At 64.1% G+C, this 25,659-nt stretch carries 26 protein-coding genes and 1 pseudogene; 11 read left to right on the forward strand and 16 right to left on the reverse strand.

Annotated elements, in window-relative coordinates; translation table 11 throughout:
• Together ACMGEZ_RS26410 and ACMGEZ_RS26415 are read right to left on the reverse strand one after the other, a co-directional pair.
• The coding region (locus tag ACMGEZ_RS26410; protein ID WP_436825245.1) for a beta strand repeat-containing protein at positions 1-2,637 on the reverse strand (2,637 nt) is incomplete at its 3' end.
• Between the two features lie 248 nt (positions 2,638-2,885).
• Positions 2,886-3,317 carry a hypothetical protein gene (locus ACMGEZ_RS26415; protein ID WP_436825246.1) on the reverse strand — a complete coding sequence of 144 codons (432 nt, stop codon included), beginning with the start codon at positions 3,315-3,317 and terminating at the stop codon, positions 2,886-2,888.
• 509 nt (positions 3,318-3,826) lie between these two features.
• Here ACMGEZ_RS26415 and ACMGEZ_RS26420 point away from each other — a divergent pair.
• The 4 genes from ACMGEZ_RS26420 to ACMGEZ_RS26435 all read left to right on the forward strand — a co-directional run bounded on the left by ACMGEZ_RS26420 (position 3,827) and on the right by ACMGEZ_RS26435 (position 5,626).
• Positions 3,827-3,991: a hypothetical protein gene (locus tag ACMGEZ_RS26420; protein ID WP_436825247.1), complete on the forward strand. Its 165-nt coding sequence runs from the start codon at positions 3,827-3,829 to the stop codon at positions 3,989-3,991.
• Between the two features lie 773 nt (positions 3,992-4,764).
• On the forward strand, positions 4,765-5,046 hold the full coding sequence (locus ACMGEZ_RS26425) for a hypothetical protein (RefSeq protein WP_436825248.1): 282 nt from the start codon (positions 4,765-4,767) through the stop codon (positions 5,044-5,046).
• A gap of 57 nt (positions 5,047-5,103) precedes the next feature.
• Complete coding sequence (locus tag ACMGEZ_RS26430) at positions 5,104-5,409, forward strand: hypothetical protein (RefSeq protein WP_436825249.1); 306 nt, start codon at positions 5,104-5,106, stop codon at positions 5,407-5,409.
• Positions 5,410-5,443: 34 nt separating this feature from the next.
• The gene (locus tag ACMGEZ_RS26435) at positions 5,444-5,626 is read left to right on the forward strand and encodes a hypothetical protein (RefSeq protein WP_436825250.1); all 183 of its coding nucleotides are present in this window, start codon (positions 5,444-5,446) and stop codon (positions 5,624-5,626) included.
• 169 nt (positions 5,627-5,795) lie between these two features.
• Here ACMGEZ_RS26435 and ACMGEZ_RS26440 read toward each other — a convergent pair whose 3' ends face one another.
• The 4 genes from ACMGEZ_RS26440 to ACMGEZ_RS26455 form a co-directional block, all read right to left on the reverse strand.
• Entirely contained in the window at positions 5,796-7,112 is a 1,317-nt protein-coding gene (locus ACMGEZ_RS26440) for a M16 family metallopeptidase (RefSeq protein ID WP_436825251.1), read from the reverse strand.
• 3 nt (positions 7,113-7,115) lie between these two features.
• The gene (locus ACMGEZ_RS26445) at positions 7,116-7,373 is read right to left on the reverse strand and encodes a helix-turn-helix domain-containing protein (RefSeq protein ID WP_436825252.1); all 258 of its coding nucleotides are present in this window, start codon (positions 7,371-7,373) and stop codon (positions 7,116-7,118) included.
• A 461-nt stretch (positions 7,374-7,834) separates the two neighbouring features.
• Entirely contained in the window at positions 7,835-8,002 is a 168-nt protein-coding gene (locus ACMGEZ_RS26450) for an endonuclease/exonuclease/phosphatase family protein (protein WP_436825253.1), read from the reverse strand.
• Between the two features lie 222 nt (positions 8,003-8,224).
• Entirely contained in the window at positions 8,225-8,713 is a 489-nt protein-coding gene (locus ACMGEZ_RS26455; RefSeq protein WP_436825254.1) for a hypothetical protein, read from the reverse strand.
• A 775-nt stretch (positions 8,714-9,488) separates the two neighbouring features.
• Here ACMGEZ_RS26455 and ACMGEZ_RS26460 point away from each other — a divergent pair.
• The 4 genes and pseudogenes from ACMGEZ_RS26460 to ACMGEZ_RS26475 form a co-directional block, all read left to right on the forward strand.
• Positions 9,489-9,630 (forward strand): annotated as a pseudogene (locus tag ACMGEZ_RS26460) (IS5/IS1182 family transposase); the annotation flags it as partial.
• 160 nt (positions 9,631-9,790) lie between these two features.
• On the forward strand, positions 9,791-10,036 hold the full coding sequence (locus tag ACMGEZ_RS26465) for an AbrB/MazE/SpoVT family DNA-binding domain-containing protein (RefSeq protein ID WP_436825255.1): 246 nt from the start codon (positions 9,791-9,793) through the stop codon (positions 10,034-10,036).
• Between the two features lies 1 nt (position 10,037).
• Positions 10,038-10,472, forward strand: coding sequence for a type II toxin-antitoxin system VapC family toxin (locus ACMGEZ_RS26470; RefSeq protein WP_436825256.1), 435 nt, complete (start codon positions 10,038-10,040; stop codon positions 10,470-10,472).
• Between the two features lie 236 nt (positions 10,473-10,708).
• Positions 10,709-10,921: a hypothetical protein gene (locus ACMGEZ_RS26475; RefSeq protein WP_436825257.1), complete on the forward strand. Its 213-nt coding sequence runs from the start codon at positions 10,709-10,711 to the stop codon at positions 10,919-10,921.
• A 538-nt stretch (positions 10,922-11,459) separates the two neighbouring features.
• On the opposite strand, the gene ACMGEZ_RS26480 is transcribed toward ACMGEZ_RS26475, so the two are convergent.
• From ACMGEZ_RS26480 to ACMGEZ_RS26525, 10 genes are all read right to left on the reverse strand, one after another.
• Positions 11,460-12,896 (reverse strand): patatin-like phospholipase family protein, encoded by a 1,437-nt coding sequence (locus ACMGEZ_RS26480; RefSeq protein WP_436825258.1) that lies wholly within the window; start codon positions 12,894-12,896, stop codon positions 11,460-11,462.
• Positions 12,897-12,935: 39 nt separating this feature from the next.
• Positions 12,936-13,496 (reverse strand): lipid-binding SYLF domain-containing protein, encoded by a 561-nt coding sequence (locus ACMGEZ_RS26485; RefSeq protein WP_436825259.1) that lies wholly within the window; start codon positions 13,494-13,496, stop codon positions 12,936-12,938.
• Positions 13,497-13,543: 47 nt separating this feature from the next.
• Positions 13,544-14,356 (reverse strand): transporter, encoded by an 813-nt coding sequence (locus ACMGEZ_RS26490; protein WP_436825260.1) that lies wholly within the window; start codon positions 14,354-14,356, stop codon positions 13,544-13,546.
• 42 nt (positions 14,357-14,398) lie between these two features.
• A complete protein-coding gene (locus tag ACMGEZ_RS26495; protein ID WP_436825261.1) occupies positions 14,399-15,577 on the reverse strand; it encodes a hypothetical protein in 1,179 nt (392 codons plus the stop codon).
• Positions 15,578-15,633: 56 nt separating this feature from the next.
• On the reverse strand, positions 15,634-17,958 hold the full coding sequence (locus ACMGEZ_RS26500) for an arylsulfatase (RefSeq protein ID WP_436825262.1): 2,325 nt from the start codon (positions 17,956-17,958) through the stop codon (positions 15,634-15,636).
• A gap of 93 nt (positions 17,959-18,051) precedes the next feature.
• On the reverse strand, positions 18,052-18,420 hold the full coding sequence (locus ACMGEZ_RS26505) for a response regulator transcription factor (protein WP_436825263.1): 369 nt from the start codon (positions 18,418-18,420) through the stop codon (positions 18,052-18,054).
• A 42-nt stretch (positions 18,421-18,462) separates the two neighbouring features.
• Entirely contained in the window at positions 18,463-19,113 is a 651-nt protein-coding gene (locus tag ACMGEZ_RS26510; protein ID WP_436825264.1) for a response regulator transcription factor, read from the reverse strand.
• Positions 19,110-20,909 (reverse strand): sensor histidine kinase, encoded by a 1,800-nt coding sequence (locus tag ACMGEZ_RS26515; RefSeq protein WP_436825265.1) that lies wholly within the window; start codon positions 20,907-20,909, stop codon positions 19,110-19,112. Before ACMGEZ_RS26515 ends, ACMGEZ_RS26510 begins: the two co-directional genes overlap by 4 nt.
• A gap of 344 nt (positions 20,910-21,253) precedes the next feature.
• Positions 21,254-22,132, reverse strand: coding sequence for a hypothetical protein (locus tag ACMGEZ_RS26520; RefSeq protein WP_436825266.1), 879 nt, complete (start codon positions 22,130-22,132; stop codon positions 21,254-21,256).
• 126 nt (positions 22,133-22,258) lie between these two features.
• Positions 22,259-22,864: a hypothetical protein gene (locus tag ACMGEZ_RS26525; protein ID WP_436825267.1), complete on the reverse strand. Its 606-nt coding sequence runs from the start codon at positions 22,862-22,864 to the stop codon at positions 22,259-22,261.
• Positions 22,865-23,018: 154 nt separating this feature from the next.
• On the opposite strand from ACMGEZ_RS26525, the gene ACMGEZ_RS26530 reads away from it, so the two are divergent.
• The 3 genes from ACMGEZ_RS26530 to ACMGEZ_RS26540 are packed head-to-tail and all read left to right on the forward strand — an operon-like array spanning position 23,019 to position 25,641.
• Positions 23,019-23,483 carry a glycine zipper family protein gene (locus ACMGEZ_RS26530; RefSeq protein WP_436825268.1) on the forward strand — a complete coding sequence of 155 codons (465 nt, stop codon included), beginning with the start codon at positions 23,019-23,021 and terminating at the stop codon, positions 23,481-23,483.
• Positions 23,480-24,397, forward strand: a complete 918-nt coding sequence (locus tag ACMGEZ_RS26535; protein WP_436825269.1) for a hypothetical protein — start codon at positions 23,480-23,482, stop codon at positions 24,395-24,397. Before ACMGEZ_RS26530 ends, ACMGEZ_RS26535 begins: the two co-directional genes overlap by 4 nt.
• A 59-nt stretch (positions 24,398-24,456) precedes the next feature.
• Positions 24,457-25,641 carry a DUF3300 domain-containing protein gene (locus ACMGEZ_RS26540; protein ID WP_436825270.1) on the forward strand — a complete coding sequence of 395 codons (1,185 nt, stop codon included), beginning with the start codon at positions 24,457-24,459 and terminating at the stop codon, positions 25,639-25,641.
• Positions 25,642-25,659: the final 18 nt, after the last annotated feature.

Below are 25,659 nucleotides of genomic sequence, written 5' to 3' on the forward strand. Positions count from 1 at the left end.
GCTGCCGACGGTGCCGGAGCCTTGCAGGCGGCCGGCACTGAGCACGTTGAGTGTGCCACCGAGGATGCCGTTGACGGCCAGGGTGCCGGCCTCCACCGTGGTGGTGCCGGTGAAGGCGGCGCTGTTGCCGCCGAGGTTCGTCAGGCCGGCGCCGATCTGTCGAATGCTGCCCGAGCCCGAGATGGCGCCGCCGACGTCCATGCGATTCGAGCGATTGAAGACCAGCGTGCCGTTGTTCGCGACGTCACCCACGATGGAACCCGAAGTGCCGGCGTTGCCGATCTGCAGCGTGCTCGCGCCGTCGATGGACGTGCCGCCGCTGTAGGTGTTGGTGCCCGTCAGGCGCTGCGTGCCGCCGGCGACCCGCAGGCCGCCGGTGCCGGAGATCACGCCGCCGAAGTCGCCGCTGGCCGCCGTCAGCGCCAGCGTCTTCGCGCCGAGCGCGACCGCGCCGCTGCCGCTGATGCCCGTCACGCTCGTACCGGCTGCGCTCAGCCCGGAGATGTCGAAGGTGCCTTCGACCGCGACGCCGCCGGAGGCAGCGATCGACCCCGCGCCGGTCAGCGCCAGCGTGCCGGCCTGGATGTTCGTGCTGCCGGTATAGGTATTGGCGCCGCTCAGAGCCAGGGTGCCACTGCCCGTCTTTGTCAGCGCGCCTGCGCCCGCCACAGCACTGGTGAGGCCCAGATCTGCATCGGTGCGGAAGGATCCGCCGGCGCTGTTGAGCGTGACTGCGCGCGCCGAGCTGAAGGACGTGGTGTTCTGCAACGCGCCGCCGTCGAAGGTGAGCGCGCCGGAAGCCGCGCCCAGATTGCCGTCGCTCGACACCGCCACGGTGCCACCTGCGATGGTCGTGCCGCCGGCATAGGTGTTGGCGCCGCTGAGCACCAGTGTACCCGCGCCGGTCTTGGTCAATGCGCCTGCGCCGTCAACGACGCCCGCCAGGCTCAGGTCGGCATCGGTCTGAAAGGTGCCGCCGCCGCTGTTGAGGGTGACCGCGCGTGCGGAGCCGAAGGCGGCGGTGCTCTGCAATGTGCCGCCATCAAGCGTGAGCGCGCCTGCAGCATTGCCTAAGCTGCCGTCGCTCGAGACCGACAAGGTGCCGCCGAGGATCTGCCATGGGGTGAGTGCCGTGGTCGCGCCCGTGAGGGTCCAGGTGCTGGTGCCGTTCTTCTGGAAGATGTTGAAGTCGCGGTACTGGGCGGTATTGCCGATGGCCGATGCATCGAAGCTGGCGTTGGCGGCGCCGCCGAGCCGCAGGGTGTCGTTGACGCCGATGGCGCTCGCCAGCACATTGCCTTCGATCACGGATCCCGCATGCAGCTCCAGCACGCTGATGGCGCCTGCTGCCGTGAAGAACTCAATGGCATTGGCCTGGCTGGCGCCAGCCCGGATGGTGCCGCTGTTCACAATGGACAGGTTGCCGATGCCGGAAAAGGAAAATGTTCCGACGCCTTTCCCTCCGTTCCCGCCCTCGATCGTGCCGCTGTTGATGATCGTGGTGTTTGGGGCATTTACTTGGACACCGTTGCGGGTGTTATTTCCCCCAGTGGCGGGTGCACCGCCCGAGCCCGCTCGAATCGTGCCAGTGTTGGTCAGTGTGGCCGTGGTGGCACCGCTGATCACGACGCCGCTCCCACCGATCGTGGAGCTGCCGGTGCTCGCACCTCCTTCGATCAGCCCATTGTTGACCAACGAAGCATTGCTAAGCGACAAGCCAGTTCCGCCGGAGGACGCACCGGTGGAGCCGAGACCTCCACTGCCGCCCCGGATCGTGCCATGGTTGACGTGACTACCGCCTGTGACCTGGGCGCCGGCCCCGCCGCTGCCTGCAGTCACATTAGCCAGGTTCGTCCCCCCTCTTCCGCCCGTGATTGTTCCATTGTTCGTCAGGGAGCTGTTGACGAGCGCCAGCCCAAACCCCCCGGCGCCGGTGCTGACGGCCGGTTCTGCATCGCCGCCGGTGAGCGCCCCCGAGTTGGTGAACGTCACGCCGTTGAATCCTCCAACAAGGCCTCCAACCGTGCCGTTGGGAACGCCGGTCGCCGGGCGATCCAAGCCCGAGATCGCGTGCCCGTTGGTATTGATCGTCAGCGCCTTGGTGGCGGTTGGAAAATTGAACACGCTCATCTGCGTGATGTCGCCGATCAGCGTAATCGTCGAGCTCGGGTCGCCATCGGCGTTCGCGGTCGTGATGGCGTTGCGGAGTTCGGTTTCAGTGGAGGCCGTGTAGTTCGCGGCACGCGCTTGCTGCGGCATTGCGGCTACAAGGGCGACCGCCAGTGCGATGGCCGAAAGAGGGAGCGCGTGCCCCTGGTTCGTCGAGCCGGAACTTTGCCGACCCACTTTACGCTGGTGTTGAGCATGCGCTGCATTGCACTGAGTACCGCCAAGGCCTGAATTCATCGTGAGAGTCTCCGACTGACAAGTTGTTACTCCACGATGATGCACCGCAGTCGCAAAGCCATACGACGCATTCAGAGGCCTAAGGTTTTCAGATTGCCATGTCGCAGTGCTCGCATGTTGCGTCGCAACGACGTATACCCGCTCCTTACGCTGCTCAAGTGTGAGCGGGCTGCTCTCGATTCCCGAAGAAGTACTCACGCATCCTGCTTCTGCACGCACCTTCAGGTGCATTTTCGAGCGCCGAAATAACGATCCATTTAACCGGGTCCTGATGAAGAGCCTCGGCCAGCGCTCCAGCGACAACTGGCGAGAGCCGACCTCGGTGGCGGGACGTGTGCAGTGCCTCTGCCGATTCCGCCCTTACAGTTCAAAGCTTCGATTGAACTGCTCAGGTCACACGACCACATGCTCCTGGCTCATTCCCAGTCGCTTGACGACCATTGCGGCATTCAAGGCGCCTCGCAGCTTGAGAGACGCATTCAAGACGCTCCAAGTCTCTTCGGAGAGCACCAGTTGCGCTTTCCGGTGGCTGCGAACGCTCGTGAGGCATGGAAAGCCAGTTCTGCAACGCCTGCGCAGTAAATCGTCGTGAGCTCCAGATCCGAAGGCTGCAGTTGCGCTGCACCTACGCCCTGCCCCGCCATTGCAGTAGCCAGACAGTCGAGCAGCTGTCGATTGGTTCTCATCGCCCGCGAGCCCACATGCGCTCGATGCAACTTGCAGCGCGGCAGCCCATTGTCAATCCCGCCAGCCGAGACGGGCTGGTCGCGGCGAGCAACCACGAGCACTGGGCAGCTTGGGGACAATTGCAGCTCGCCTGCGGACGTCATGATTGCCGGAAAGCGGTCGTTGGCTGCGCGATCAACCGCGAGATCAGGTCGTGCAGCCTGGCAACTAGGAATGGAGTTCATGGTGAAAAGCCTGTCCGAACGTTCAGGGCGTGGTGAACGGCACGTTGCAGGGTTGCGTGGGGCTCTGCGCCCAGCCCCGTGATGTGCAATCTGCCGGCGCAACCACCAGGTGTTCGGAAGTCACAAGAGGAAAAGAATGGAACGCCGGGTCAAGCATCTCCTACTGTCAAACTTCATCCTGGCCTAGGATTTTCGGCAGCTCAAACTCCGCTGGACAGGTGTGCTTCGCTGAGTGCAGGCAGGCGCGCTCGCCCAAGGACAAGGTGCGAGTTGGTCACGTCGGCTTGTCTCCTGCCGGAACAGCCGGCTTCGGCCCCGCCGGCGCGGACACTCAGCCCACCTCAGGGTCCGCGTCCCTGCAATGGCCGTTGAGGAGCGGTGCAGCGCTGCCGCCTTTGTTGGGTGGAAAACCCACTGCTTCGCTTGCGCCGCGGCGCATTCCTACACGGTCCATTAGCCGCCGGAGCCTAGGCTGCTTTCCCGATTGATTTCTCTTCAAGGAATTCGCCATGAATCCATCCACGCCGCCGAAAGCCACCGAAGCCGAGGCAGATGCCCTGCTGGAGCAGGCGCGCCACGAAGCACAGGCCCGTGTGGCCGAGGTGCACGTCGAAGAAGGCACTGTCAAATCCGAGGACGCTCAAAACTCTCCTCATCCGGACGACCACGACTGAAAGGCCTGTCTGTCCGACCTGCGCCGGGGTTGGCGTCAAAGCGTCCGGCCTCGCCCTACGCAGCTTCCGGGCAACAAGCCTGCGCTGTAGATCCGCCTAGTGCCTGTCCCAAACAAGTCACGCAGATCCCTCACAATCGGCCGTTCAGCTACCCATGGGTTCCTCCACCGAGTCGCGGAGGCAACTATCCGAGTTGTGAGGGTCATCTGGGCGCCGCTCGAGTCAACCCAGGGCAGGGTGAAGCTGGTGGCGAAGGTCGGGCTTTCCGCCAACGCCGGCGAGGACGCCGTCTTCACCGAACCCGTCTCCGTGCTTCAACCACGTAGTTGCAAGCTGCAGCCGTGTTCGTTGCAAGGACCAGGGCAACGGGCGCCGCTACATAGGGGGCCACGAGCGGGGGCATTCACCGGCACCGCGTAGTTGTAGACGCCTGTGTCGCCGTCCGCAGCTCGGTTGGCCACGACGATGGTCGGGCCATCGGAAAGCCTGCAGAGCACGCAGCTGGGCAACGCCGCGGGCGCGCCCTCACGACACGGCAGCGAGGCTCAGGTAGGCTCGAACACTTCACGAGCTAAAAGGACTTCCATGAAGAAGCTGTTCGCAGTACTCCTCGCAACGGCCGTACTCGGCGGGTGCGTTGTCTACCCTGACGGGCCAGGGAAGTCTGGCGGTGGGTACGGAAAGCAATGCCCACCCGGACAGGCGAAGAAGGGAAACTGCTAGTCCTCCTCCAGAGCACAGCCACCCATCCGAGGAACTCGGCGCGGACTTACATGGGAAGGCTCGCCAAAGCGATCAGTATTGGCTCGGCCTCACCAGAAATCGTCACCACCCACCCGGCTCCAGCCAAGTCTGGTTCACCCGAAAACGGCAGTTCCCTCCACGCGTCCCGTGCGCACGGCGAGCAAGATCCGCGCGTCGTGGATCTCGAAGCCTTCAGGGGCAAGACGAAGGAGATGGTTTGGATCGTCCACCTCTACGGCCCTCTTGCAGCGCTCGAGCGACGCCGCGGGTTTCGTCAGCCGGGCACCGACAAGAGCGTCGATCGTTTCTGACTTGAAATCTTGCAGGCAGGCACTATTCTTTCGCGCGCCAAGTTCAGAGGAGGTGTCATGTCCGTTGAATTCCTGAGACAGATCGCAAGCTCCCCCCTGCCGAGGTCGTTTACGGCGCCGGACGACATTGACGCGATCAGGGTCCTGCGCCAGGCCGGCCTGGTCCTCGCGCTGATCGACGAGCCGCCCGAGCGCGTCGCCAGGGTCGTTGCGATCACGCAGAAGGGGAACGACGAGCTGCTTCGAATTCACTACCCGGAGGGTCGTCAGAAGCGAGGCTGCGCCAAGGGCAGCTGGTTGCATATCGCTGCGCAGCGCGCACGCGAAGCGATCAAGCCGTCCCGCCGACCCGATGGCACATGAGCTTCTTCAGCCAACTGCCCAAAAGGAGTGGATCATGTCTTTCGGATCTGGCTCTGCCGTGTCGGGCTACGCGCAACGACGTGCCCGGGCGCCGAGGGCCCTTCGGGTGATGAGCGAGAAGGAGATCGAGGCGTACCTCGTCGCACGAGACGCCGTACGCCGGATCAGGCGCGCCGCCCCGCTCTTCGCCGCATTCGAGCGGCCCAGGACGCGCTGAGATTGTTCCAAGCCACCTCGGCATCGCAGCGATAGTTCAACCGGGCTGAAGGGGCCGTCGTGAGTCCCCTCGCGGCCGCGCGACGGACACCATCGCCCCGAGCCCAGGCCCAGCGGGCCGAGCGCGTTGCGGGCCAGCTGAAGCATTCGGCTCGGCCGTGCCCGCGCAGTCAGGCAGAAAGGCGCGCTGCCAGGTGCCGCGCGGTTCGTGCGCTGGCGCTCTTGCCCGTAATCGCCAGCGCCGGGCGGCTGGCCAGCATCCGCTCGAAGACGACCAGCACTTCGTCCGCTTCGATGTCGTCGATCATCGCGACGGCTTCGGCCACCGGCGTCACGGTCCCGCTGGCGAAGAGCTCTTCGACGGCATGTTCCATCGTCGCGTAGCTGCGCTCCCCTGCGCGCACGCGGGACACGATCAGCTGGTTCTTCGCGCGCTCCAGGTGCACCGGATCGATAGTGGCCGCTTGCGCACGCAGCAGGCCGCCCGTCGTCGCCACCAGCGCATCCAGCTTGTCCGGCGTGGTGACTGCACGCACCACGAAGTTGGCCCATACGTCCCCGGTGTCCAGCGTGGAATCGGCCGTGTAGGCCAGGCCGAGCTGCTCCCGGACTGTGTCCACCAGGGGCGCCGACATACCACCTCCGAACAAGTTCGCTGCCAGCGACGCCGCGACGCGCCAGCGCTGCTGCGAAATCTCCTCCAGCTGCGCGGGAGCCAGCGGGTAGGCCAGGTTCAGGAACACCTGCGACACCTGGGTGAAGCGCCGGCCCAGCGCATGGCCGACGTACTTCGCGGGCGCCGGATGTGGCGACACGGGCGGGTCGGCCGATGTTGGCATCGCTGCAAAGAGTTCCCCGGCGAGCGCCATCCAGGCTTCGACGTCGAAGTTTCCAGCTGCAGCGACGACCGTCTTTTGCGCGGCGTAGTGGGCCTGCACGTGGCGGACCAGGTCGTGCCGGGTAAAGCCTTGGATGTTGTCGGCGGTGCCGATCACAGGCATGCCCATCGGGTCGGCGCCCCAGATGGCGCGGTCAAGCAGATCGCTGGAGCTGTCCTGCGGATCCTCCTCGTACTCGATCGCCTCCTGGCGGATCACTTCCAGTTCGCGCTGCAGTTCACTGTCGGGAAATGTGCTGTTCAAGACGATGTCAGCGGTCATGCGCAGCAGCTGCTGCGCGTGCCGGCCGAGTCCTGTCATGAAGTAGCCGGTGGTGTCCTTGCCGGTGAACGCGTTGACGTCTGCTCCCAGCCGCTCCGCATCCAGGTTGATGGCCTGAACGCAGCGGGTGGTGGTCCCCTTGAACGCCATGTGCTCCAGCACATGGCCGATGCCATTGGTGGCCGGCGTCTCGTCGCGGGAGCCCACACGCAGGAACACGCCGACGCTGACGCTCTGCACATGCGGCATGGGAATGGCGAGCAGCCTCACCCCGTTAGAAAGCGTGTGCAGGACCGTGGTGGTGCGCTCCCTCTGCAACCGGACCATGGCTCAGCGGCCCTCCGGCGGCTGCGCCCGCACGCCAATGCCATAAAGCGAGAGCAGGCCAAGCACGTGCCCAATGGCGACACCCGGCTCGCCCGCTTCGATACGGCCGATGGTTTGGACATGGACGCCGAGGCGCACGGCCGCGGCGGTCTGGCCGTCCCCGGCCGCCAATCGTGCCATCCTTGCAGCTGCTCCCAATTCACGGATTGCATGCAAGGCGTCGTCGCTGATGTCTGCCGAGATGCGCTTGCCTTGGGTCATGGGTGCATTGTCGCTGCGCCCGAGGGCCTCGTTGGTACCGTGACCAGGGCGACGACTGCGCATCTGGCCTTTCCTGGCGCTTGCATTCCTGAGGCGCCAGGGCAGTTCAGGCCTCTGTCGGTCCCCTCGATGGTGCCGGCTTGAGGATGCTCCCGGCCGACACGAAGTCCTGCTCACGCCTTGCACCCAGGAGATGTTCGAACTCCTGCGAAAGCACCGGGGGCCACCACCTGTAGCTGGAGGGCGTGCTCAGCCCGGACCTCCAACAAAAGCCCGTTCAAGCCGATCGACGGCGGGAACAGATGTGCCGTTGCATTCATGAGACGCTGAAGTTTCGCGTCTCGAATTGGCCAGGCGAATGGGTCGCAAAGAATCCCGGGCCGCGCGTGCAGCCGAGCTATTGGGCCGGCCTCATGAAGATACTGATGCTCAAAATGTCGTCGGATGGCCCGCGCTGCCGGTCAGACGACGTGGTAGCCCGCGGCTTCCAGCGCTTCGTGCGGAAAAGTCGCGTCGCCCGTCTTGATCTCCTGCAGACAGGCAATGTCCGGTTCGGCCTCCCGGAGCCAGTCGAGAAGACGTGGCATCCGCCCCTTGATGCCATTGACGTTGAATGTCGCGACTTTCATGTCTATCCTGGAAAAGCGCAGGCGCGCTTTCAGCAGCCGCGTCGTTCGCCATTCTCCGGTATTCGATCGAGCGGCTCGTCCCTTCGCGACCAGCTTGCACCATAGCATTCCGGCGCAACTCCCCTCTGGGCCCGACGATCCGGATGCGAAATCCTGCAGGTCAGGTCAGGTCAGGTCAGGTCAGGTCAGGTCAGGTCAGGTCAGGTCAGGTCTGGATGAAGACTACGCGCTCGAATCGTTCACGCCGTTCGCGAGCTCCATGATGCGAAGGTCAACCAGCGAGCGCCAGCCCTTGAGGCCGGATCGCTGGCCGTATCTCGCCTCCACGTCTCTTTCTGCCTGCGCGCCGAATTGAAGCTTCGTCCAGGCCGGCAGGCGAGGAATCCGGGCACGCGCCGCTATCTCGCCGGACTGCGGGCCCGCCAGGGATGTGCGTGAGGGCAACACGTGTTGCGCTTCGATCTCGGCGATCAGCCGGGCCGGATCCTGCGCGAGCAACCGGCACTCCCTCTCGTTAAGCCGACGCACAGGAGGCGTCGCGTACAGCGGCCGTACTGGAGCTTCGCTGCCCTGCATCTTGCGAAAGCAGCCGGCGCCGAGAACGACGATCTCTCCGCTGCGAACCACCAGGTACAGCTGCCGAAACGTGCTTCGACCACAGCCGGGCGCCTGACAGGCAAAGCGCCTGGCCTGTGCGATCTCCACGATCACGAGGAGCTTTCCAGTTTCCATTCGTGGCCGAAACAGTTGAGTTGGAGTGGAAAGTATCTTTGGCACGAGGGCTCTTGTCCGCTGCACTTTCGGTGTAGGTCCGCGGACTACTCAAGCCATGCAGGCGCTGCGATCCACCCATCGAATGTTCCGTTTGGAGAATCGCTGATGAACTGCGATGGTCGGGCGCGGCCAACCTTGAGGCAGCGCGTCCGCCGGGCCGCCGGTACGCACAGCAAAGGATCGGACCTGAGCCGCGCCTGGACCTTGGAGGCGAGTGAACCAAGATCCAGCGCAGTACCCCGTGGCGGTGCATGCACAATGCGGCCCAAGAGCGGAGGTCTTGGTCAACCTTGCAGCGAGGCCTGACGGCTTAGTATTCTTGAACGATGCGTGACCTTGCGACACCAAGCAGCACAGGCTCAGACCTGACCTCGATGCTGTTAGCAGCCGGCTATTCCGACTCGCGAACTCTTGGCCGCGAGGTCTGCGGCATCAGGCAATTCAACTTCACGACAGCCTTGGTTGTTGGCCTCGATGCCTGCGGCTACTAACGCCGATATTGCTACGAGTACGATGCAGACGCCAGCGTTGCCCTGCTCATGTGGAATGGCGAAGGTCACCCAGGTGGCCCCTGGATAAAGTGCAAGGTGCAGGAATCGACCTTTTGAATCCAGCGTGGCGCTAGGGTGGCCAACTGCATCCGGCCGAGCCTGTGTGGAATCTCCATTGATGGTCCCCTATATTGAGCCAACCCGTCTGAGCGAGGTGGCCCATGAAGCGATTCATAAGGCCAGGACCGTCAGCAGGTCACTCTGCTTCCAGAGTGCCTTGACGACTACATCGGCGAGGATAACCCGGTGCGAGTCGTCGGTGCCTTCGTCGAGGAGTTGGATCTCTATGCGTTGGGCCTCGAAGACTCATGCGCCAATGTGCGGCGACCGATCTCACGGCTGCGGCCGGGGCCGTGCTTTTGGCCCACAGTGCGGCGCGAGAACGTTTCGGACGTTCAGGCCCGCCCCGCTTGACATCTTGCGGTCAGAGAGTAGCATGTATATCCATAAAGGGATATACATCATGGACCTGCAAGTGGCAAAATGGGGCAACAGCCTAGCCCTTCGGATTCCGTCCGAAGTCGTGCGCCGGCTCGGCCTGCACGAAGGCGCAACCGTCGACGCGCAGATCACCGTGGATGGCGCCCTGTCGATCCGGCCGGCGCAGTGGGATCGCAAGGCGTTCGCTCTCGAGTTGACCGAGGCGCGCAAAGCCATGCCGATGAGCGCCCCCGTGATGGAGGAAGTACGCCGCGATGCCAGGTACTGACATGGTCTACGTCGACACCAGCGTGCTCGTGCCTCTGTTTGTGAATGAGGCCCACAGCGCGGCCGCCGCCGCTTGGTACTCGAGCGAGAAGGCGGACCTCGTCGCCGCGGCCTGGTGCATTCCGGAGTTCGCCAGCGCGCTTGGCATCAAGCAGCGCACCGGCGCGATCGACGTGCAGCACGCTCAAGGCGCCTGGTCGCGCTTTGAACGCATGGTGGCTGCAGACCTGCGGCTGTTACCGGTTGAGCCGGCGCATTTTCATCGAGCGGCCGAGCTGGTACTGGATGCCGCGAGTGCGCTGCGTGCCGGCGACGCGCTCCACCTAGCGTGTGCCGAAGCCGCAGGCGCGAAGCGCATGGCGACGCTCGATGACGTCCTTGGCCGCAACGCCCAACGGCTGAAGATCAAGCCCATCGCGCTGCGCGGTTTGACCTGATGGATGTCGGCCTTCAGCGTGCAGCGAAATCCTCCGCCGCGGCCCTGCGATCGGGGTGCGCACGTGGCACGCGTTGGGCGGCCGCCCTCGGGCCAGGACCGGTCGTTCGCCGCCATCGCTCAATCTGCTCGATAGCCGACCTTCGCTGTGGGCGCACAACAAGCCGCCGGCAAGACATTCGCTGGTAGCCAGCTGTCACCCGCTGAGCACGGCTGTTGAGCAAGGAATGCCGACGCTTGGGTCGACTGCGCTGGCATGCACAGGCAATTGATGAAGGGAAAGTTGCCCGGGCGACTTTCTTCTTCATAACGAAGCCCGACGAAGCGATGGAGGCTAACTGGCTGCCCGCATCGAAAGGTCCCTTCGTAAAGTACATGCACCTCTACTCACCGAAGGAGGAGGCGCTGGAAGCAACGTGGATCGCACCTCCGCCGAAACTGGAAGCTTGAGCCGCGTATCCGGTCTGCATAATTTCGACCGCCGCTTTCCCGGAGCAGGCGGTCTTTTGGGTTTGGTTCGACTGCTCGATCCAACTCGATAGACACACTCGCACTACTTGCCCGTGCTGGCGCTGCACCGCGCCGCCTTCCGCGGCCGTCTACTTCGGGGAGCGCCGCCCTGACGAGCGCCGACGCCCGGCGCCGGCCTGGGCTGGGCCGTCGCTTCAACTTGAGGGCGGGAAGACGACCTTCCAGTCTTGCTGCCGTGCGCGAAGTCCAGACATTGAGATCTGCTTCGTCGTGCCTCTTGGTGAGAGTACCGTGGGGCCTCGTCATAGCCCATTGACGCCGTTCCCGACCTGGAGCATGACGCCGTCGTCGGAGACGGCGATGCGCTATGGGGCGAAGTTCTGCAAGCCGACCGTGCTGACCGCGAGACGAAGCCCAAGGGTTGCATGATTGCTTCTCCCCTCCCTTCAATGAGGGCAGCGCATCTGTCCCCTCCATGATTGTTGCGCCTTTGTCAATATTTCAAGACCCCGTGCTCTCACGGTTGCTCTGTGACCAGCTTGCCTCCCACATCCTTCAGCAGACGCTTGAACTCCGGCGACTCCGCAATGATCGTTGCGGCCGCGGCACGCAGGCGATCCACAGCCTCGGCAGGAAGTACGAACGAAGTGGGCTGTTGATTCAGATAGTCCAGTTCGGCCCTGTCTTTCAGTGCGGGGAACGACACGTCGATGGCATAGATCTCGGCGTCCGGAACCCGCATCGCGGCCGCAATCTCCGGGTCCTTGTTGTTCTCCATCGCACCCGAGCTTCGGATCCGGCGCATGGTCTGCCACCGCGTCGCCGTATCCTTCAGAAGCTCGACTGCTTCATAGGAATAGTGATCGATGGGAACGCCGCTCGCCTTCAACAGGATCTCCACGCTGCCCGGCGGAGACTCGGACTCGTCCCACTTCGTCGGAGGCAAGGACAACGAGTTCACGATGAAGAGAATGATCCGGCGCACGCGATCGAGCGGTGTCGGCACCCCTGCTTCGCGCAAGGACTCGAGGACTTCCAGCGCATCAAGCACGCCGCGCATGCCCACATTGTCCGATACGCCGCCGTCAACCAAGTGGATGTACGGTCGGCTGACGCCATCTCCGAAGGCCTGCATCGACTTGAGCGTGCGTATGGCTCGCGCAGCCGGCCGCGGCAGCTTGTCAGCGTCGGTGAACATCTTCAACCAGGCAGGGAGGGTGTTATTGCAGGTGCCGCCGTAGTTGTTGAGCGTGATCGGAGAGAGCACCACGGGCACCGCCGAAGAAGCTGCGGCGGCGCGCGAGAGAGGCACAGCATTCAGGTCTGAGCACAGGACATCGAAAACGCCCTGATGGAAGACCAACCGGGATCCGGTGGAGATATCGGTCGCCGACGCCAGGATCAGCGGCCCCTTTCCACGGTTCAGATCACCAAAGGTGGCGCCATTGAACAAGATTTCGTCGTACAGCTCGGCAGCCAGCTCAGAGCGGCCCCAGCCCGTGAACCACAGCTTTCCCCAACTGGCTGGGCTCAGAGTGCGAGCGATGATCTCGCCCTGCACATCGCGCTTGAGGAAGCGCTGTTCGTAGTCGTCGAACAACTTGTCGCCGTAAAGTCCGTAGGCAAGCGCAGTGAAACTGCCGCCGGACACGCCGGTAACGACGTCGACCTCGTCGAGCAGGCGCCCCCTGTTGCCCTTCGGCCCGACGACCTCGGTACGCCGGAGGAACTCGAGGACACCATACGAGAATGCGGCAGCACGTGTCCCACCGCCCGAAAAGGCAAGAATGACCAGGTTTTCCTTGTCCCTGACCTGCGCCTGGCGCGTCTCGAAACGGTAGCCGGCGCTACCGTCGGCATGGGTGATCGGTGGATTGATTGGGCGGATGGCACAGCCGCCGAGCAGCAGCAAACATGCTGCCAGCCACGAGGGTGAGATCTTCCGGCGCGGCATGATTTCTCTCTGTGAATCGGGTCAATTGCCGCACCCTGATCAATCGTTCAGTGGTGCGATCTTGTTGCCGGTCAGGCCCACACCGGCCATGAGGCCTGTCTGGCCGAAGACGAAGGCATAGATGTCGTTGCTCATCGTCGTGGTGCTCATCGATTTGCTCATGCTTTGGTCCACGACCACGATGCTGGGGCCCACGCCAACCTCGAATCCCCTGTCCTCGTTCAAGGCGTTCAGTGCCTTCTCGTTCATCAGGAACATGGCATAGCCATACTGCTGCGCGCCGGCTTGAAGCCCGTACGATGCACCCGTGTTCTTGTAGTAGCCCGCCGGTTTGCCGCTCCTCAGCAGTACTCCTTCGCCGTACTGGCCGCCGACGACGAGACCGGCCTTCGTGATCTTCGGAAACACAAGCACGCCAACTGCTTCCTTGGAAAGGGCCTTCGCGGCCGGGGCTGACGCGATGAGCTTCTGATAGGCGTTGCGTGCGTCTCGTTCGAGCGCCACACGGTCGGCCGCGATGGCAGCAGCCGGCCCCAGCAGCGTCGCGGCCGCGGCAACAGCAAGCAGGCGGGATAGCGGAGCGTGGAAGGTCGTGTGCATGGATGTCTCCTGTGAAAGATTGCAATGGACCAGTGACGCGCAGCGCCTCATCTCGGAAACAAGAAGGTCACCGAGAGGCGCAACCCCATGTCATGCGGGCCACCATCCGAGGTCTCTGCCCAGTAGCGCAGTCCGGCGCCGAGGCTCACCGGCTGATTGCCGAACTTCACGAGCTTGCTCACCGTGAGATTGATTGGAACGGACCATTGCTTGGCTTTCCAGTCGTAGCTCGATTCGGTGTTGATCCCGAAGGTCCAGGCGTCGCGGGTCGTGTAGGAAAGGAATGGCTGTATGAAGGTGCTGCTGACGTTCGGGCGAGCGCTGTCGCCGCCCGCCCCCCATATATGGTTGGCCACTGCGCCATAGGTCCAAGGCCCTTGCTGCTTGAGGACCACCACTGTCGGGCCGAGCCCCCACTTGCGCGTGCTGAGCTGGTCGTCGCTGCCGGTGGGCAGCAGAAATACCGGCCCAGCTCCCCAGATCAGGCCGCCTGCCGTCGGCTCCTTGGGTGAGAAGAAGAGGCTTTGCGTGATGTCGCCGACGCCGGATTGGCTGCTGCCGGGCTGCACGTTGTGCTGGGCGACGATCGGAAGGATGGTGCGGCTGATGACGTTCCACTGCGCATTCAGCGAGAACGGAACCACCGGCTGGACATTGAGGTAGGACCTGTGGCCGTTCTTGTCCGCCCCGTAGTGACGGTCGTAGTTGTATTGCAGCGGCACGCTGACGAGAGCGGCGATGGGGTTGGAGAGCTTCTTGGCCAGGTCTTCGGCCTCCTGAGCATGGGTCACTAGCGGCAGCATCGCGGCGACGTACACACCCCAGCAGCGAGACGTATTCGGAAGCGCGGACGCGGTCATGCGTTGTCCTTCAAGCGTCGAATGCAGCCTTGACCGGCATCATCAGATGACGACCTTCAGCAAACGATCCAGCAGTTCCTGCAGCGAGAACATGGTGAGCGTCAGCGGCAATACGGGCAGCAGCGTGGTCACTGCCAGCTGCAGCACGGTGTGCCAGGTGAACGGCGCCCAGCGCATGCTCTTCACCACTTCGAAGCTGTTGCCCAGGTCGGCGAGCGACTGGATGTCGGCGCTGCCAAGGAGGGGCTCGTCTGCCTGCGCGCCTCCGCGTAGCCACTTCTGATCGAACTCCCGCGCGTAGCGCTGCGCCAGCGTGCCGTACTCCCGCATGCCCGTGCGCTCGGCCGCTTCAAGTTGACGGCTGAATACCAGCAGCGGCCCGAGGATCACGAACACCATCACGCCCACCATGCCAGCGAGCTCGACCTTGAATTCAGGTAACTCGGCGCCGGCAAAGAAGATGCGCTCGGCGATCATCCCGGCCAGCATCGCGCCCTGCGCCAGCAACAAGGGCGCGAAGGCGAGGCGCACCAGGCCGAGAAAGCCCAACCCGCCGCAGCCATCCGGATGCATGGGAAGCAGCCGCAATTCGATACGCGAGACCTGCCACAGGAAGCGCGCCCAGATGAACAGCCTGAAGTACCAGCGCGCCAGCAGGAACTGGAACAACGGCAAGCTCACCAGGCCGAGCCACCAACCTGCCACAGACGGTCGAAAGCTGCCATCCACCGCCACGCCATACCAGCTGTCCACGTCGAGCGCCACCTGGGTGCGCCAGACAAACAGCACGCCGACGCCATAGACCAGGGCGACCAGCAGCGCCTCCGCTGCGACCGAGTTGCGCAGGCGCATCGCAGAGGCGATGGCCGCGTCGAACTGCGATCGTGCCGCATCCGGGATCAGACCGCGCTCGAGGAAGTGCCGCACCACCGATCGCATGCGCCGATGGACCACCACCTCGCCTACGATCAACAGCGGCAGCGCAAGCAACAGGCGCACATGCATCTCCACGTCGAGGACGAAGGGCAACGTGACCTTGTCGCCCCAGGCGCTCCCCTCGGCGATCGACAGCAGCAGCAGGGGCACCCAGGCCAACAACGTCGTCGCAATAACGCGACGGTGCAGTAACCCCAGCGCGTCCGTGGTCAGGCGCGTGCGCCGACAGAGCTCGAACAGAGGCCCACCGACGATCAGAGAGAAGTCGGCAGGTTCCTGCTGCATGCGCAGGGCGCCGCTGGTGGGGCTGAGTGCACTCATCGAAAACCGCCGGTGTTTTCCTACTTCGCCGTCACATACCGTACGTGCACCCGCTGGATGCCGCCGTTGAACTTGAAGGGCGTCTTCTCGCAGTAGTCCAGGGACACCGGCGAGCCGAGCGCGATGCCGATGTCGAGGCAATCGTTGGCGGTGAACAGCAGGGGCGCGCTGATCGGCACCGTGCCCTCGGCGATTGACTTGCCGTTCACCTTCATGGTCACCTTCAGCGGGCCGCCGGGTTTGGGCACGACATACGCTGTCTCTATCTCGATCTTCACCTTGCCGGTGGGCAGCTCGTCCTTTCCGCGGATCTTGGTGCGCTGGATGATGAACAGGTTGTACTCATAGCAGAGGATCCCGTCTTCGACGAAGCAGGTCAGGCCGCCCGAGTTCGCGCCCAGCTTGTAGAGCACCCCGTTGGCGTTGGCCGGAATCTCGGCGTCGATGGTGACGACATTGGGCTTGTTGCCCAACGCAGGTGCGCAGAACTCCGGCATGCGGACGGTATCCCCTGCAAAGGTCCACTCCGTGTAGGGCGGTGCAATGCGCAACTCGGGGTGAAGCGCGAGGACCCAGAGGCCACCGCCGATGGGAAGGACCTTGTTCTTCGTCGCCTCGATGAGAAAGATCTGCTTCATCTGCGCCAGCTTCTCAGGCATCGTGGCGGCGAGATCATTGGCCTGGGCCCAATCCTCCGCTAGGTTGTAGAGCTCCCAGACGTCCTGGTCCGGCGTCCACTCGTGAATACCGGGCGGCGTGCCGGGCACCCACGGCAGGCGCGGACCGAGGGCGCTAGCCATCCAGCCGTCGTGATAGATGGAGCGGCTGCCCATGATCTCGAAGTACTGGGTGAGCAGCCGGCCCTTCGCCTTCGGATCTTCGAAGGAATAGGCGAAGCTCACGCCGTCAATCGGATCCTGCGGGACTCCGTTTACCTCCCGCGGCGGGGTGATGCCGAGGATTTCGTAGATGGTCGGGACAAGATCGTTGCAGTGATGGAACTGCTCACGCGGTGTCGCATCCGGCTTGATCCTTGCCGGCCAGCGCACCGCCATCGGATTGCGCGTGCCGCCGAAGTGCGAGGCCAGCAGCTTGGTGCCCTTGTAGGGTGTGCTGCCGGCCCAGGCCCAGCCGGCGTGGTACTGGTTGTCGGTCTTGGGTGAGCCGAGCGCGTCCAGGCCGCCGAACTCTTCGAGCGCCTGGATGTGCTGCCTGACGGTGGTCGGGATGCCGTTCTGTGCCAGCAGTTCGCTGATGGTGCCGTTCTGTCCCTCCGCCGACGAACCGTTGTCGCCCCAGACGTAGAAGATCACCGTGTTGTCGCCGTAGCCGAGTCGCTCGACCTCGTCGACCAGCCGACCGACCTGCACGTCCACGTGCTCGGCATAGCCGGCAGCGACCTCCATCAAGCGCCGCTGGAAGGGCTTCTCGTCCTCGGGAATGCTGTCCCAGGAAGCCATCGTCGCGTGACGCGGTGTGAGCTGGGCATTGGCCGGGATCCAGCCCTTTTCCTTGGCGCGCTTGAAGACGCGCTCGCGGTACGCGTCCCAGCCGTCGTCGAACCTCCCCGTGTATTTGTCGGCCCACTCTTTCATGACGTGGTGCGGTCCGTGGATCGCGCCGCTCGCCCAGTACATGTAGAACGGCTTGTCGGGCTGGAAGGCCCTGTGATTGCGCAGCCAGCCGATGGCGTCGTCGGCGAGATCCTCGCTCAGGTGATAGCCCTGCTCTGGCGTCTTCGGTGGCAGCACGACCGTGGTGTTGCGCACCAGATTCGGCTCATACTGCGAGGCCTCGCCCGCGAGGAACCCGTAGAAGTACTCGAAGCCCAGGCCGGTGGGCCAGCTCTCGAAAGGACCGGCGGCGGTGGTCTCCTCAGCCGGCGTGTTGTGCCACTTGCCCCAGGCTCCGGTGCTGTAGCCGTAGTCCTTCAGCACCTCCGCCGCAAGCGCGCTGCTCTTGGGAATGTGTCCGGAGTAGCCGTCCCAGTCGTTCGCCAGCTCCGCGATCTGCCCGTTGCCGACGCGGTGATGATTGCGCCCGGTTAGCAGCGACGCCCGCGTGGGCGAGCACATGGCCGTGGTGTGGAAACGGTTGTACGCAATCCCTTCCTTGACGATACGGTCCAGCGTCGGGGTATGTACTTCACCGCCGAATGTGGTGGGCAGGCCCGGGCCGGCGTCGTCGATCAGCACGATGAGGATGTTCGGCGCATCGTCCGGCAGGCGCCTCGGCGACGGCTTGGGGCTGTAGAGCGACTCCTGCATCGTGCGTCCGGCAATACTGCCAGACGGTGCGGGCGGAAACGGAAGGGAATCCTGATGAACCAGCTTGTCGTTGCTCAAGGTTTTCTCCTGGATCGGTGGGTGGACGGCCGGCCGATCCGGGCGACCGGCGGTGAAACGAGAGAGCGCAGTGACGATTTCATGGCATGCGAATCAGATCGCCAGACGGCGAATGGCCTCCAGCACCTCGGCGCCGGAATCCGTCTTGCGGAAGTAAGCCGCGCATCCCGCGCCGATTGCTTCGGCACGGGTTTCGGGGTCGTCATATGCGGTAATGAAGACGATGGGTGGGTGATTGCCTTCGGCGGCGAGACGCTGTCCCAGTTCGATGCCGGACATGCCGCCGAGCTGGACATCGAAAACGAGGCAATCGAAGCGGGGTTGCTTCGTATCCGCAAGGAACGCCTCCGCAGAGGCATAGGTGACCGGCTGCATGCCGGCCGCACGCAGCAGCCGGCCGAACGAACGGCAGAGGCTTTGATCGTCGTCGACAACCGCGACGTAGATGGGAGGAGTGCTCATCGGAAGATCGATAAGCACTGTGTGCGCTCGGAGTTCTGCCGTCTACTGCCCGTAAGGGAAGGTCTGCAAGGGCTCGTCGTTCAATATGCCCGCCTCTTGAGCCAGCCGCGTAAGCGCGGCAACTGAGCGCACGCCCAACTTGATCATCAGCGCCGTCCGGTGCAGCTTGACCGTGCGCTCGTTAATTCCAAGGTCGCCGGCCATCTGCTTGTTCAGCCTTCCCCGCAACACGTGTGCGAGCACTTCATGTTCCCGTGCGGTCAGTGTGTCGAAGGCCGCACGCAACCCGCTCCTGCGGACGCGCGCCTGGCGCTCGTGGGCGCCCCGCTCCAGGGCGCGGCGAACCGCGTCGAGCAGTTCTTCCTTCGGCGCACGCTTCTCCAGGAAGTCTTCGGCGCCCTCGCGCATCGCGCGCACGGTAGAGGCGATGTCGCCATGACCGGTGAGAAAGAGAAGCGGCAGCGGATTGGGTGTGTGTGCGAGCGCCAATTGCAGGTCGAGCCCGGTCAATTCGGGCATTTCCAGGTCGGTCACCACACAGCCAGGCGTGTCGTTGTCGAAATGCACCAGGAAGTCGCTCGCAGAAGCGTGCGTCCTGACCATGAACCCGCTGGCAGACAGCAGGCGAGCCATGGACTTGAGAAAAGACGCATCGTCATCGACGATGTACACGATCGGTGAGGTCGTAGTCATGGCGATCCTTCTCCAGCAGCTGGCACCGTGAAAAGAAACCTGGCCCCACCCCCGATGTGGTTCTCGGCCCAGAGCCAGCCACCGTGCGCCTCGATGATCGTGCGCGAGATCGACAGGCCCATGCCCATCCCTTTCGGCTTTGTCGTGAAGAAGGGATCGAAGACGCGTCCGAGCTTTTCAGCCGGGATGCCGCCGCCGCTGTCGCTGACGGCGATCTCCACGGACTGTGCGCCGTCGCGCTTTGCGCTGAGTACGACGCGCCGACTGTTTCGGTTGGACTCGTCGATCGCATCCATGCCGTTGGACACGAGGTTGAGCAGCACCTGCTGAAGATGCACGCGGTCACCGGCCACGGACGGCACATCCCTCGGGACATCCAGGTCCAGTTTGACGTGCCGTGCGGCGGCGTCCGGCTTGAGCAACGCCGCGACGTCACTGAAGAGCTCGCCGACATCCAGCGGTCGCATCTCGATATCCTGCCGCCGCAGGAATGCGCGCATCCGGTCGATGACCGCGCCTGCACGTTGGTCGTCCTTGTGAATGTCGTCCAGGATCGCGCGAACTTCGTCGAGATCAGGCGATGGATCCTCCAAGTAGAGCGCCGCGGCTTCCGTATTGCGCAGGATCGCGCCGAGCGGCTGATTGATCTCGTGGGCCAGTGCGGTCGCGAGTTGCCCCATGACCGAGACGCGGCCCACGTGCGCGATCTCTTGGTGCAGGAGCCGCATCTCCTGTTCGGCCTTCTTGCGCGCTGTGCAATCCATGGCGGCGCCGCGGGTGCGGATCGCGCGGCCCCGCGAGTCGAATTCCGCCCTGCCCTGTGCCGCGATCCAGCGCGTTGCCCCATCCGGCAGAACCACGCGGAATTCGATGTGGTATCTGCCAGGGCCGGTCACCGCCTGCCCGAGGAGCCGCCTCACCGTATCGCGATCGTCGGAATGAACCCTTTGCAACAGGCCCTCCAGGTTCAGCGGCTCCGATGGCGCAAATCCGAACAGCTCGCGCCACCTGCCGCTCACCCACGTTTCATTGCTCGCCACATCCCGCGTCCAGACTCCCAGATTCGCCGCATCGGCGGCCAGGCTCATGTGCTGTTCGCTTTCACCCAACTTGACGATGAGCTCTTGCGCGCGCCACACGTCGCGGCTCAGCTCGTAAGCCATTACCGCGATGATGCCGAGGTAGAACAGGCTCAGGGTGAGCGGCGCTTCGATGCCTTGCCAGAACACCAGCACGGCCTGGGCCGCACCGGCAAGTACAAGGAACACGATGCTGCCGCCGAACCCCGCCGCCTTTCGGCGGTCGCCGCGTCGCCATGCGGCAACACTTGCGTCCACGACGAAGATCACGAACAACCATAGGCTGAGTTGGCCAAGCAGCATCCAGGGGTTCGGCACGCCCACTGCGACAGATACCTGCTCACCGAGAAACTGAACGCGCTGCACTGCGGTGGTCTCGAGCAGGTTCAGATTCGAGCCAGTGGTGAAGTTGGCCAGCAATGCCATGGTGCGCATGCCGATCGCGCACCATGCCAACCACCAACGTCCGGCTTCCAGGTACGCACGCACGAACCCGATGAGCGAGAGCATGACCAGCCATACCGGCACATGGGTCCACCGCACGGCGGTGGCGTACTTTTCAGGGGTCTGCGCCCGCAACATCCACAACTCGCAGAACACAAGGGCTGTGATCGCGATGGCAGTCAGCGAAAAGTACAGGCTGGCCCGCGCCGCCCGATTCTTGCACCAGATCGGGAAGTGCACCGCGGCGAGTGTGAGGCACGCTGCGGCGATCATCGACCAGATGGCGGTAACCCAACTCACGACCAAACGAGCTTGGACGGCCGGCCCGGTTGGCGGAGATCTGGCGTCAGCCGGCCGGTGCCAGTGCAAAGGGCGGAGACAGGCGGCTGGTCGCCGCCTTGCGTTGCCAGGCACCTGCCTGATCTCATCGGCATCGACGTTCTCCTCGGTGCGCCGTCTTTTGGGTGCACGATGGACGTGAAACCATGAAGCGACGCTCGATCCGCCTCATCTGTGCTTTTTGTTGTGGGCGGAACTGACGGACATTGCACCAATTGGCCCCGCGTTGTCAATATCGCTTAAGTTCCGTGGGTGGCCCCGCAAGGCCGCGCGCCTACCTAGAAGCTCACCGCCAGTCCGACCGAGAAGCCAGAGACGTTCTTGCCGAACATGTAGCGAAGCATCAGGCGCGTGCGGGTGATGAAGATGTCGTGCGCACTCGAGTCGAGTTCAAGCCCGATTCCGACAGAATTCAAGTGAGAGAACCCAAGCACACCGGCTTGATCACCGAGGTAGCGCGTATGCGCGTACTCGAGCACATAGCGCACCGGGCGGTCCAGCGCAGTCAGTCCGGTCGGCGCGCGATAACGGCTCCACAGGCTGACGGTGACGGCATCTGCATGACCTTCTACCGCCGGCGAAGTGGTGCCGTAGCTCTGCAGCCTGATGTTGGTGTAGCGCAGCTCGATGTCTATCTCGCTGTCAGGCCTGTAGCGCTCATAGTCCAGCATGAGCGACCCCCCGAGGCCGTAGGCGTCGAGATGGCCTCTGTCGAGAAACTCGAACTCGCGCCCGGAGATCCCTTGAAGGTAGGTCCTTGCGATCGCCAGATCGCTCGCGACACGGCCGATCGCGACGTTGACCATGGGCCTGAACTTGAGATCGGCTGTCAACGGAAAGTCCCACCCGATTCCTCCGGTCAGCGCGACGTTGTTCCACTTCAGAGGGACCGCGCGCTCCTCCCGGCCGTTCGTTGCATAGAACGTCGGGTCATAGCGGCTGGCGGCAATGCCGCCCTCCAGGTAGAGCGGCATCGACCGGCTGATGGTGAACCCGCCGGCGAGCTGCGACATTGCAATCGCCGGGTTGCCGGTTCGTGGGCTGTCGATCGACAGCGAACTCGAAGCAAGATCGGGCACGACCGAATAGCTCATCAGCGCAAGCACGCCGTTGGCACGCTGCTGAAGCTTGGCGTCGGCCAGGATGAACTCGCTCAACGACTGCGCCTTGGCGCAGGACGCAAGAACCGCAATGCCGAGTGCGATACCCAGCGCGCCCAACCTCGTGCTCGGGTAGCGGCAGATATCCCTTGAGCCCATGATCAGCCGGCCGATCGGGTGATCTCAGGGACTTTCTTGCGATCGGCGTAGACCGGTCAGCAGCAGGGTCAAGCCGAGGGCGAGCGCGTAGGCGCCGACGAGCAAGCGCCGATCCTCGCTGCCGGGAAGTCCGACGATCAGCCCGATGCCGAACAGCAATGCACATGCACTTGCGATGAAGGCAGGCCATGCGCCGCCACGGGAAACATTCGAGCCAGGGTCACGTCCCAGTCGTCCCACCGCAACGAACAGCATTCCCAAGCTGCCGAGCGCAATGAAGGCAATGACGATGGTCACCGAGAACAGCGCGCCGAGCAGGACCGACGCATTCAAGCTCGGATTCGCGAGAATCATCGCTCCCAGCGCAAGGCGCACCAGCGCGTCGACGACGGCCAGCACAAACAACCATTGGCCTCGGGGATCACGAAAGAGCGCAGCTGCAAGGGCGAGAGCGAGTACCCCATCGCCCAAGGCGTAGTAGCCAGCCCGGGTGAGTCCGTGCAGTTCCCTGCTCAGAGGCGCGACCAGAAAGTAGAGCGCGAACAGCACGCTGCATGCGCCCCTGAGCAGTAGCACGTATCGCAAGGTCGTGCCTGGCGGCGCATCGGCTTGAAGAGTTTCTTCGGTCATGGGAAGTAAGCAGCGCATGCGCAACGCAGGGCGCTCGTCCTTGGCGCCAAGGCTATCGCTAAATGCCCCAGCGCAGACCTTCCCCTTCGGGCAGTAGACGCCGAAGACCTTGACGCCCACAGTGCGTATTCATTCATGAGTCGAGGAAAACGCGATGACTCAACGGACCCTGTGTTTGCTGGCGTTGGGCGCCATGCTCTTGTCTGAGGTGGGCGCGCAGCAGTACGTGTACCCGTCCAAGGGGCAGACGCCGCAACAACAAAAGGGCGACGAGGCTGCCTGTCATTCGTGGGCCGTCCAGCAGAGCGGCTTCGATCCGGCCAAGCCGTCCACGCCCCCACCCGCTGCGAAGCCACCGACGACGGCGACGGGGACGACCCCTGGCGCAGGCGCCCGCGGTGCAGTGCGGGGGGCGGTTGTCGGTGAGGTCGTCGGCGGCGACGCTGGCGCGGGTGCGGCGGCCGGTGCGGTGGCTGCGCGCGGGCAAAGTCGCAGGCAGAACGCCGCCGCCGCCAGGTCGGCAGAGCAACAGCACGCGTCGGCCGCACAGCAGCAGCAGGCCGGCTTTGCCAGGGCCCGCGCCGCCTGCCTCGAGGGCCGCGGCTACACCATCAGATGACGCGCCGGATCGGAGCGCGCGGGCTCGACGCGCTCCATCCCTTCTTCATCCCGAGCCATTCGACTTCACCCATGACTCTTCAGCTTCGCCTCCGCCGCATGCTCGCCGCACTCGCGGCAGTGATGTGCCCGCTGGTGCCAACCTTGACCGCGGCGCAAAGCTCGCACCTCGATGCGGGGGGCAGGAGCTGGCACTACGGTGCCTCCATCTACGGCTATCTCCCGAGCATGAGCGGCTCGACGAGTGCACCGACAAGCGGCGGCGGGATCCCCATCAACGTGGACGTCGACAAGATCCTGGACAGCCTGCAATTCACGCTCATGGGCACGTTCGACGCCCACAACGGACGCTGGGGCGTTTTCACGGACCTCATCTACCTGAACCTCGGTGCCAGCAAGCAAAACAGCCGCAACTTCGGAATCGGCGACTTCGGGCTACCGGCGGGTACCGCGGCCAACCTCGACCTGGACCTCAAGGGAGCGATCTGGACGGTGGCCGGCCAGTACAGGGTGGTGTCCGATCCCGCGCTGAAGGTAGACCTGCTTGCCGGTGCACGCATGTTCCGACTCAAGCAGGGCCTCAACTGGATCATCGTGGGCGATCTTGGGCCCGTGCCGCCGGCCGCCCGTTTCGGCGATTCGCGCCACAGCGAAACCCTGTGGGACGGTGTCATAGGCGTCAAGGGCCGGTACGCCTTCGGACCGGGCTCGCGGTGGTCGGCGCCGTTCTACGTCGACGTCGGCACCGGGGATTCCAAGCTCACATGGCAGGTTGCCGCAGGCGTCAGCTACGCGTACTCATGGGGGGAGCTCTCTCTCATGTGGCGCTATCTCTCCTATGAGATGAAGTCGGGAAGAAGCATCCAGGATCTGGATTTCAACGGACCCATGCTTGGCGCGACTTTTCGATGGTGAAAACGCCCCGGCGCGTTGGCAGCTGGATGCCACGGCCCCGTAACCATGATGGAGTACTCGTGACGACGCCTTTCCCTGCTCTGGGCCACACCCGCCGCGATGTCCGCTGGCCGAGGCTCGTCCTCGTCACTGCGGTGGCTGCAGCCTGCTCGATGTCGGGCGTGCGTGCGCAGGCTCCGTCCGCCAGCGCGGTGGCGGTAGCGGCGATCCCTGCCGAGACTCTCGAAAAGCTCGTCGGCCGGATTGCGCTGTATCCGGACGACCTGGTTGCCATCATCCTGCCCGCAGCGACAAACCCGCTGCAGGTCGTGCAAGCCGATCGCTTTCTCGAGAAGCGCAAGGCCAATCCGAAGGCGCCGGTCGACGAAAAGTCGGACGACGCGATCAAGTCGCTTCTGAACTACCCCGAGGTCGTCAAGGCCATGAGCGGCGATCTCGACTGGACCGCGGCACTCGGGGAGGCCGTCGTGGCCGACCAGGGCGGCGTACTCGAAGCAGTGCAGGCCTTTCGCCGCAAGACGCAGTCGGCCGGCAACCTGAAGACCGACGCCAAGCAGGTCGTCGTGGTCGAGAAAGAGGTCATCAAGATCGTCCCTGCTGATCCGCAGGTGATCTACGTGCCTCAATACAACCCGACAACGGTGGTTGTCACCGGCGGCTACTCGGCGTGGGGCTACTACCCTTCGCCGTATCCGGTGTACTACTACCCGTACCCACCCGGCGCAGCGTTCGCCACCGGTCTGGTCTGGGGCGCGGCCATCAGTTCGGCATGGAACGGAAACCACTACGCCGCCCACTACGGCAGCAACGCCAGTATCAATGTCAATCGCAACGTGAACGTCAACACCGGCAACATCAACACCGGCAACGTGAACGTCAATCGGTCCGCCGCAGTTGCAGGCGGATCCACTCAATGGAAGTCCGGCAAGCAGCCGGGCCAGGTCAGCGGCACGGTCGGCACGACCCGCCCGGCACGTGCCGGTGACGCCCGTACGGCAGGTGCTGCCGCCGGGTCCACGGTTGCGGCGCGACCCTCCACCCAGGTTGCCGCCGCAGGTACTGGTGGCGGCGCGTCGCGGTACCAGCCAAGCAACATCAGCACCGGCAGTGGCGCCTTCGAAGGTTACGGTTCGGGTCGCCAGGCGCAGATGGACAGCTCGCGCGGTGCCGCAAGCCGCAGCGCATCGATGCCCGACCGCGGCACGCGCCAGGGGCGCGCCGGTGTAGGGCGAGGCGGTCGATAGGAGCGCGAAGTGACGACA

This window comes from Variovorax stachyos, assembly GCF_051400855.1.
Classification (GTDB): Bacteria; Pseudomonadota; Gammaproteobacteria; order Burkholderiales; family Burkholderiaceae_C; genus Variovorax.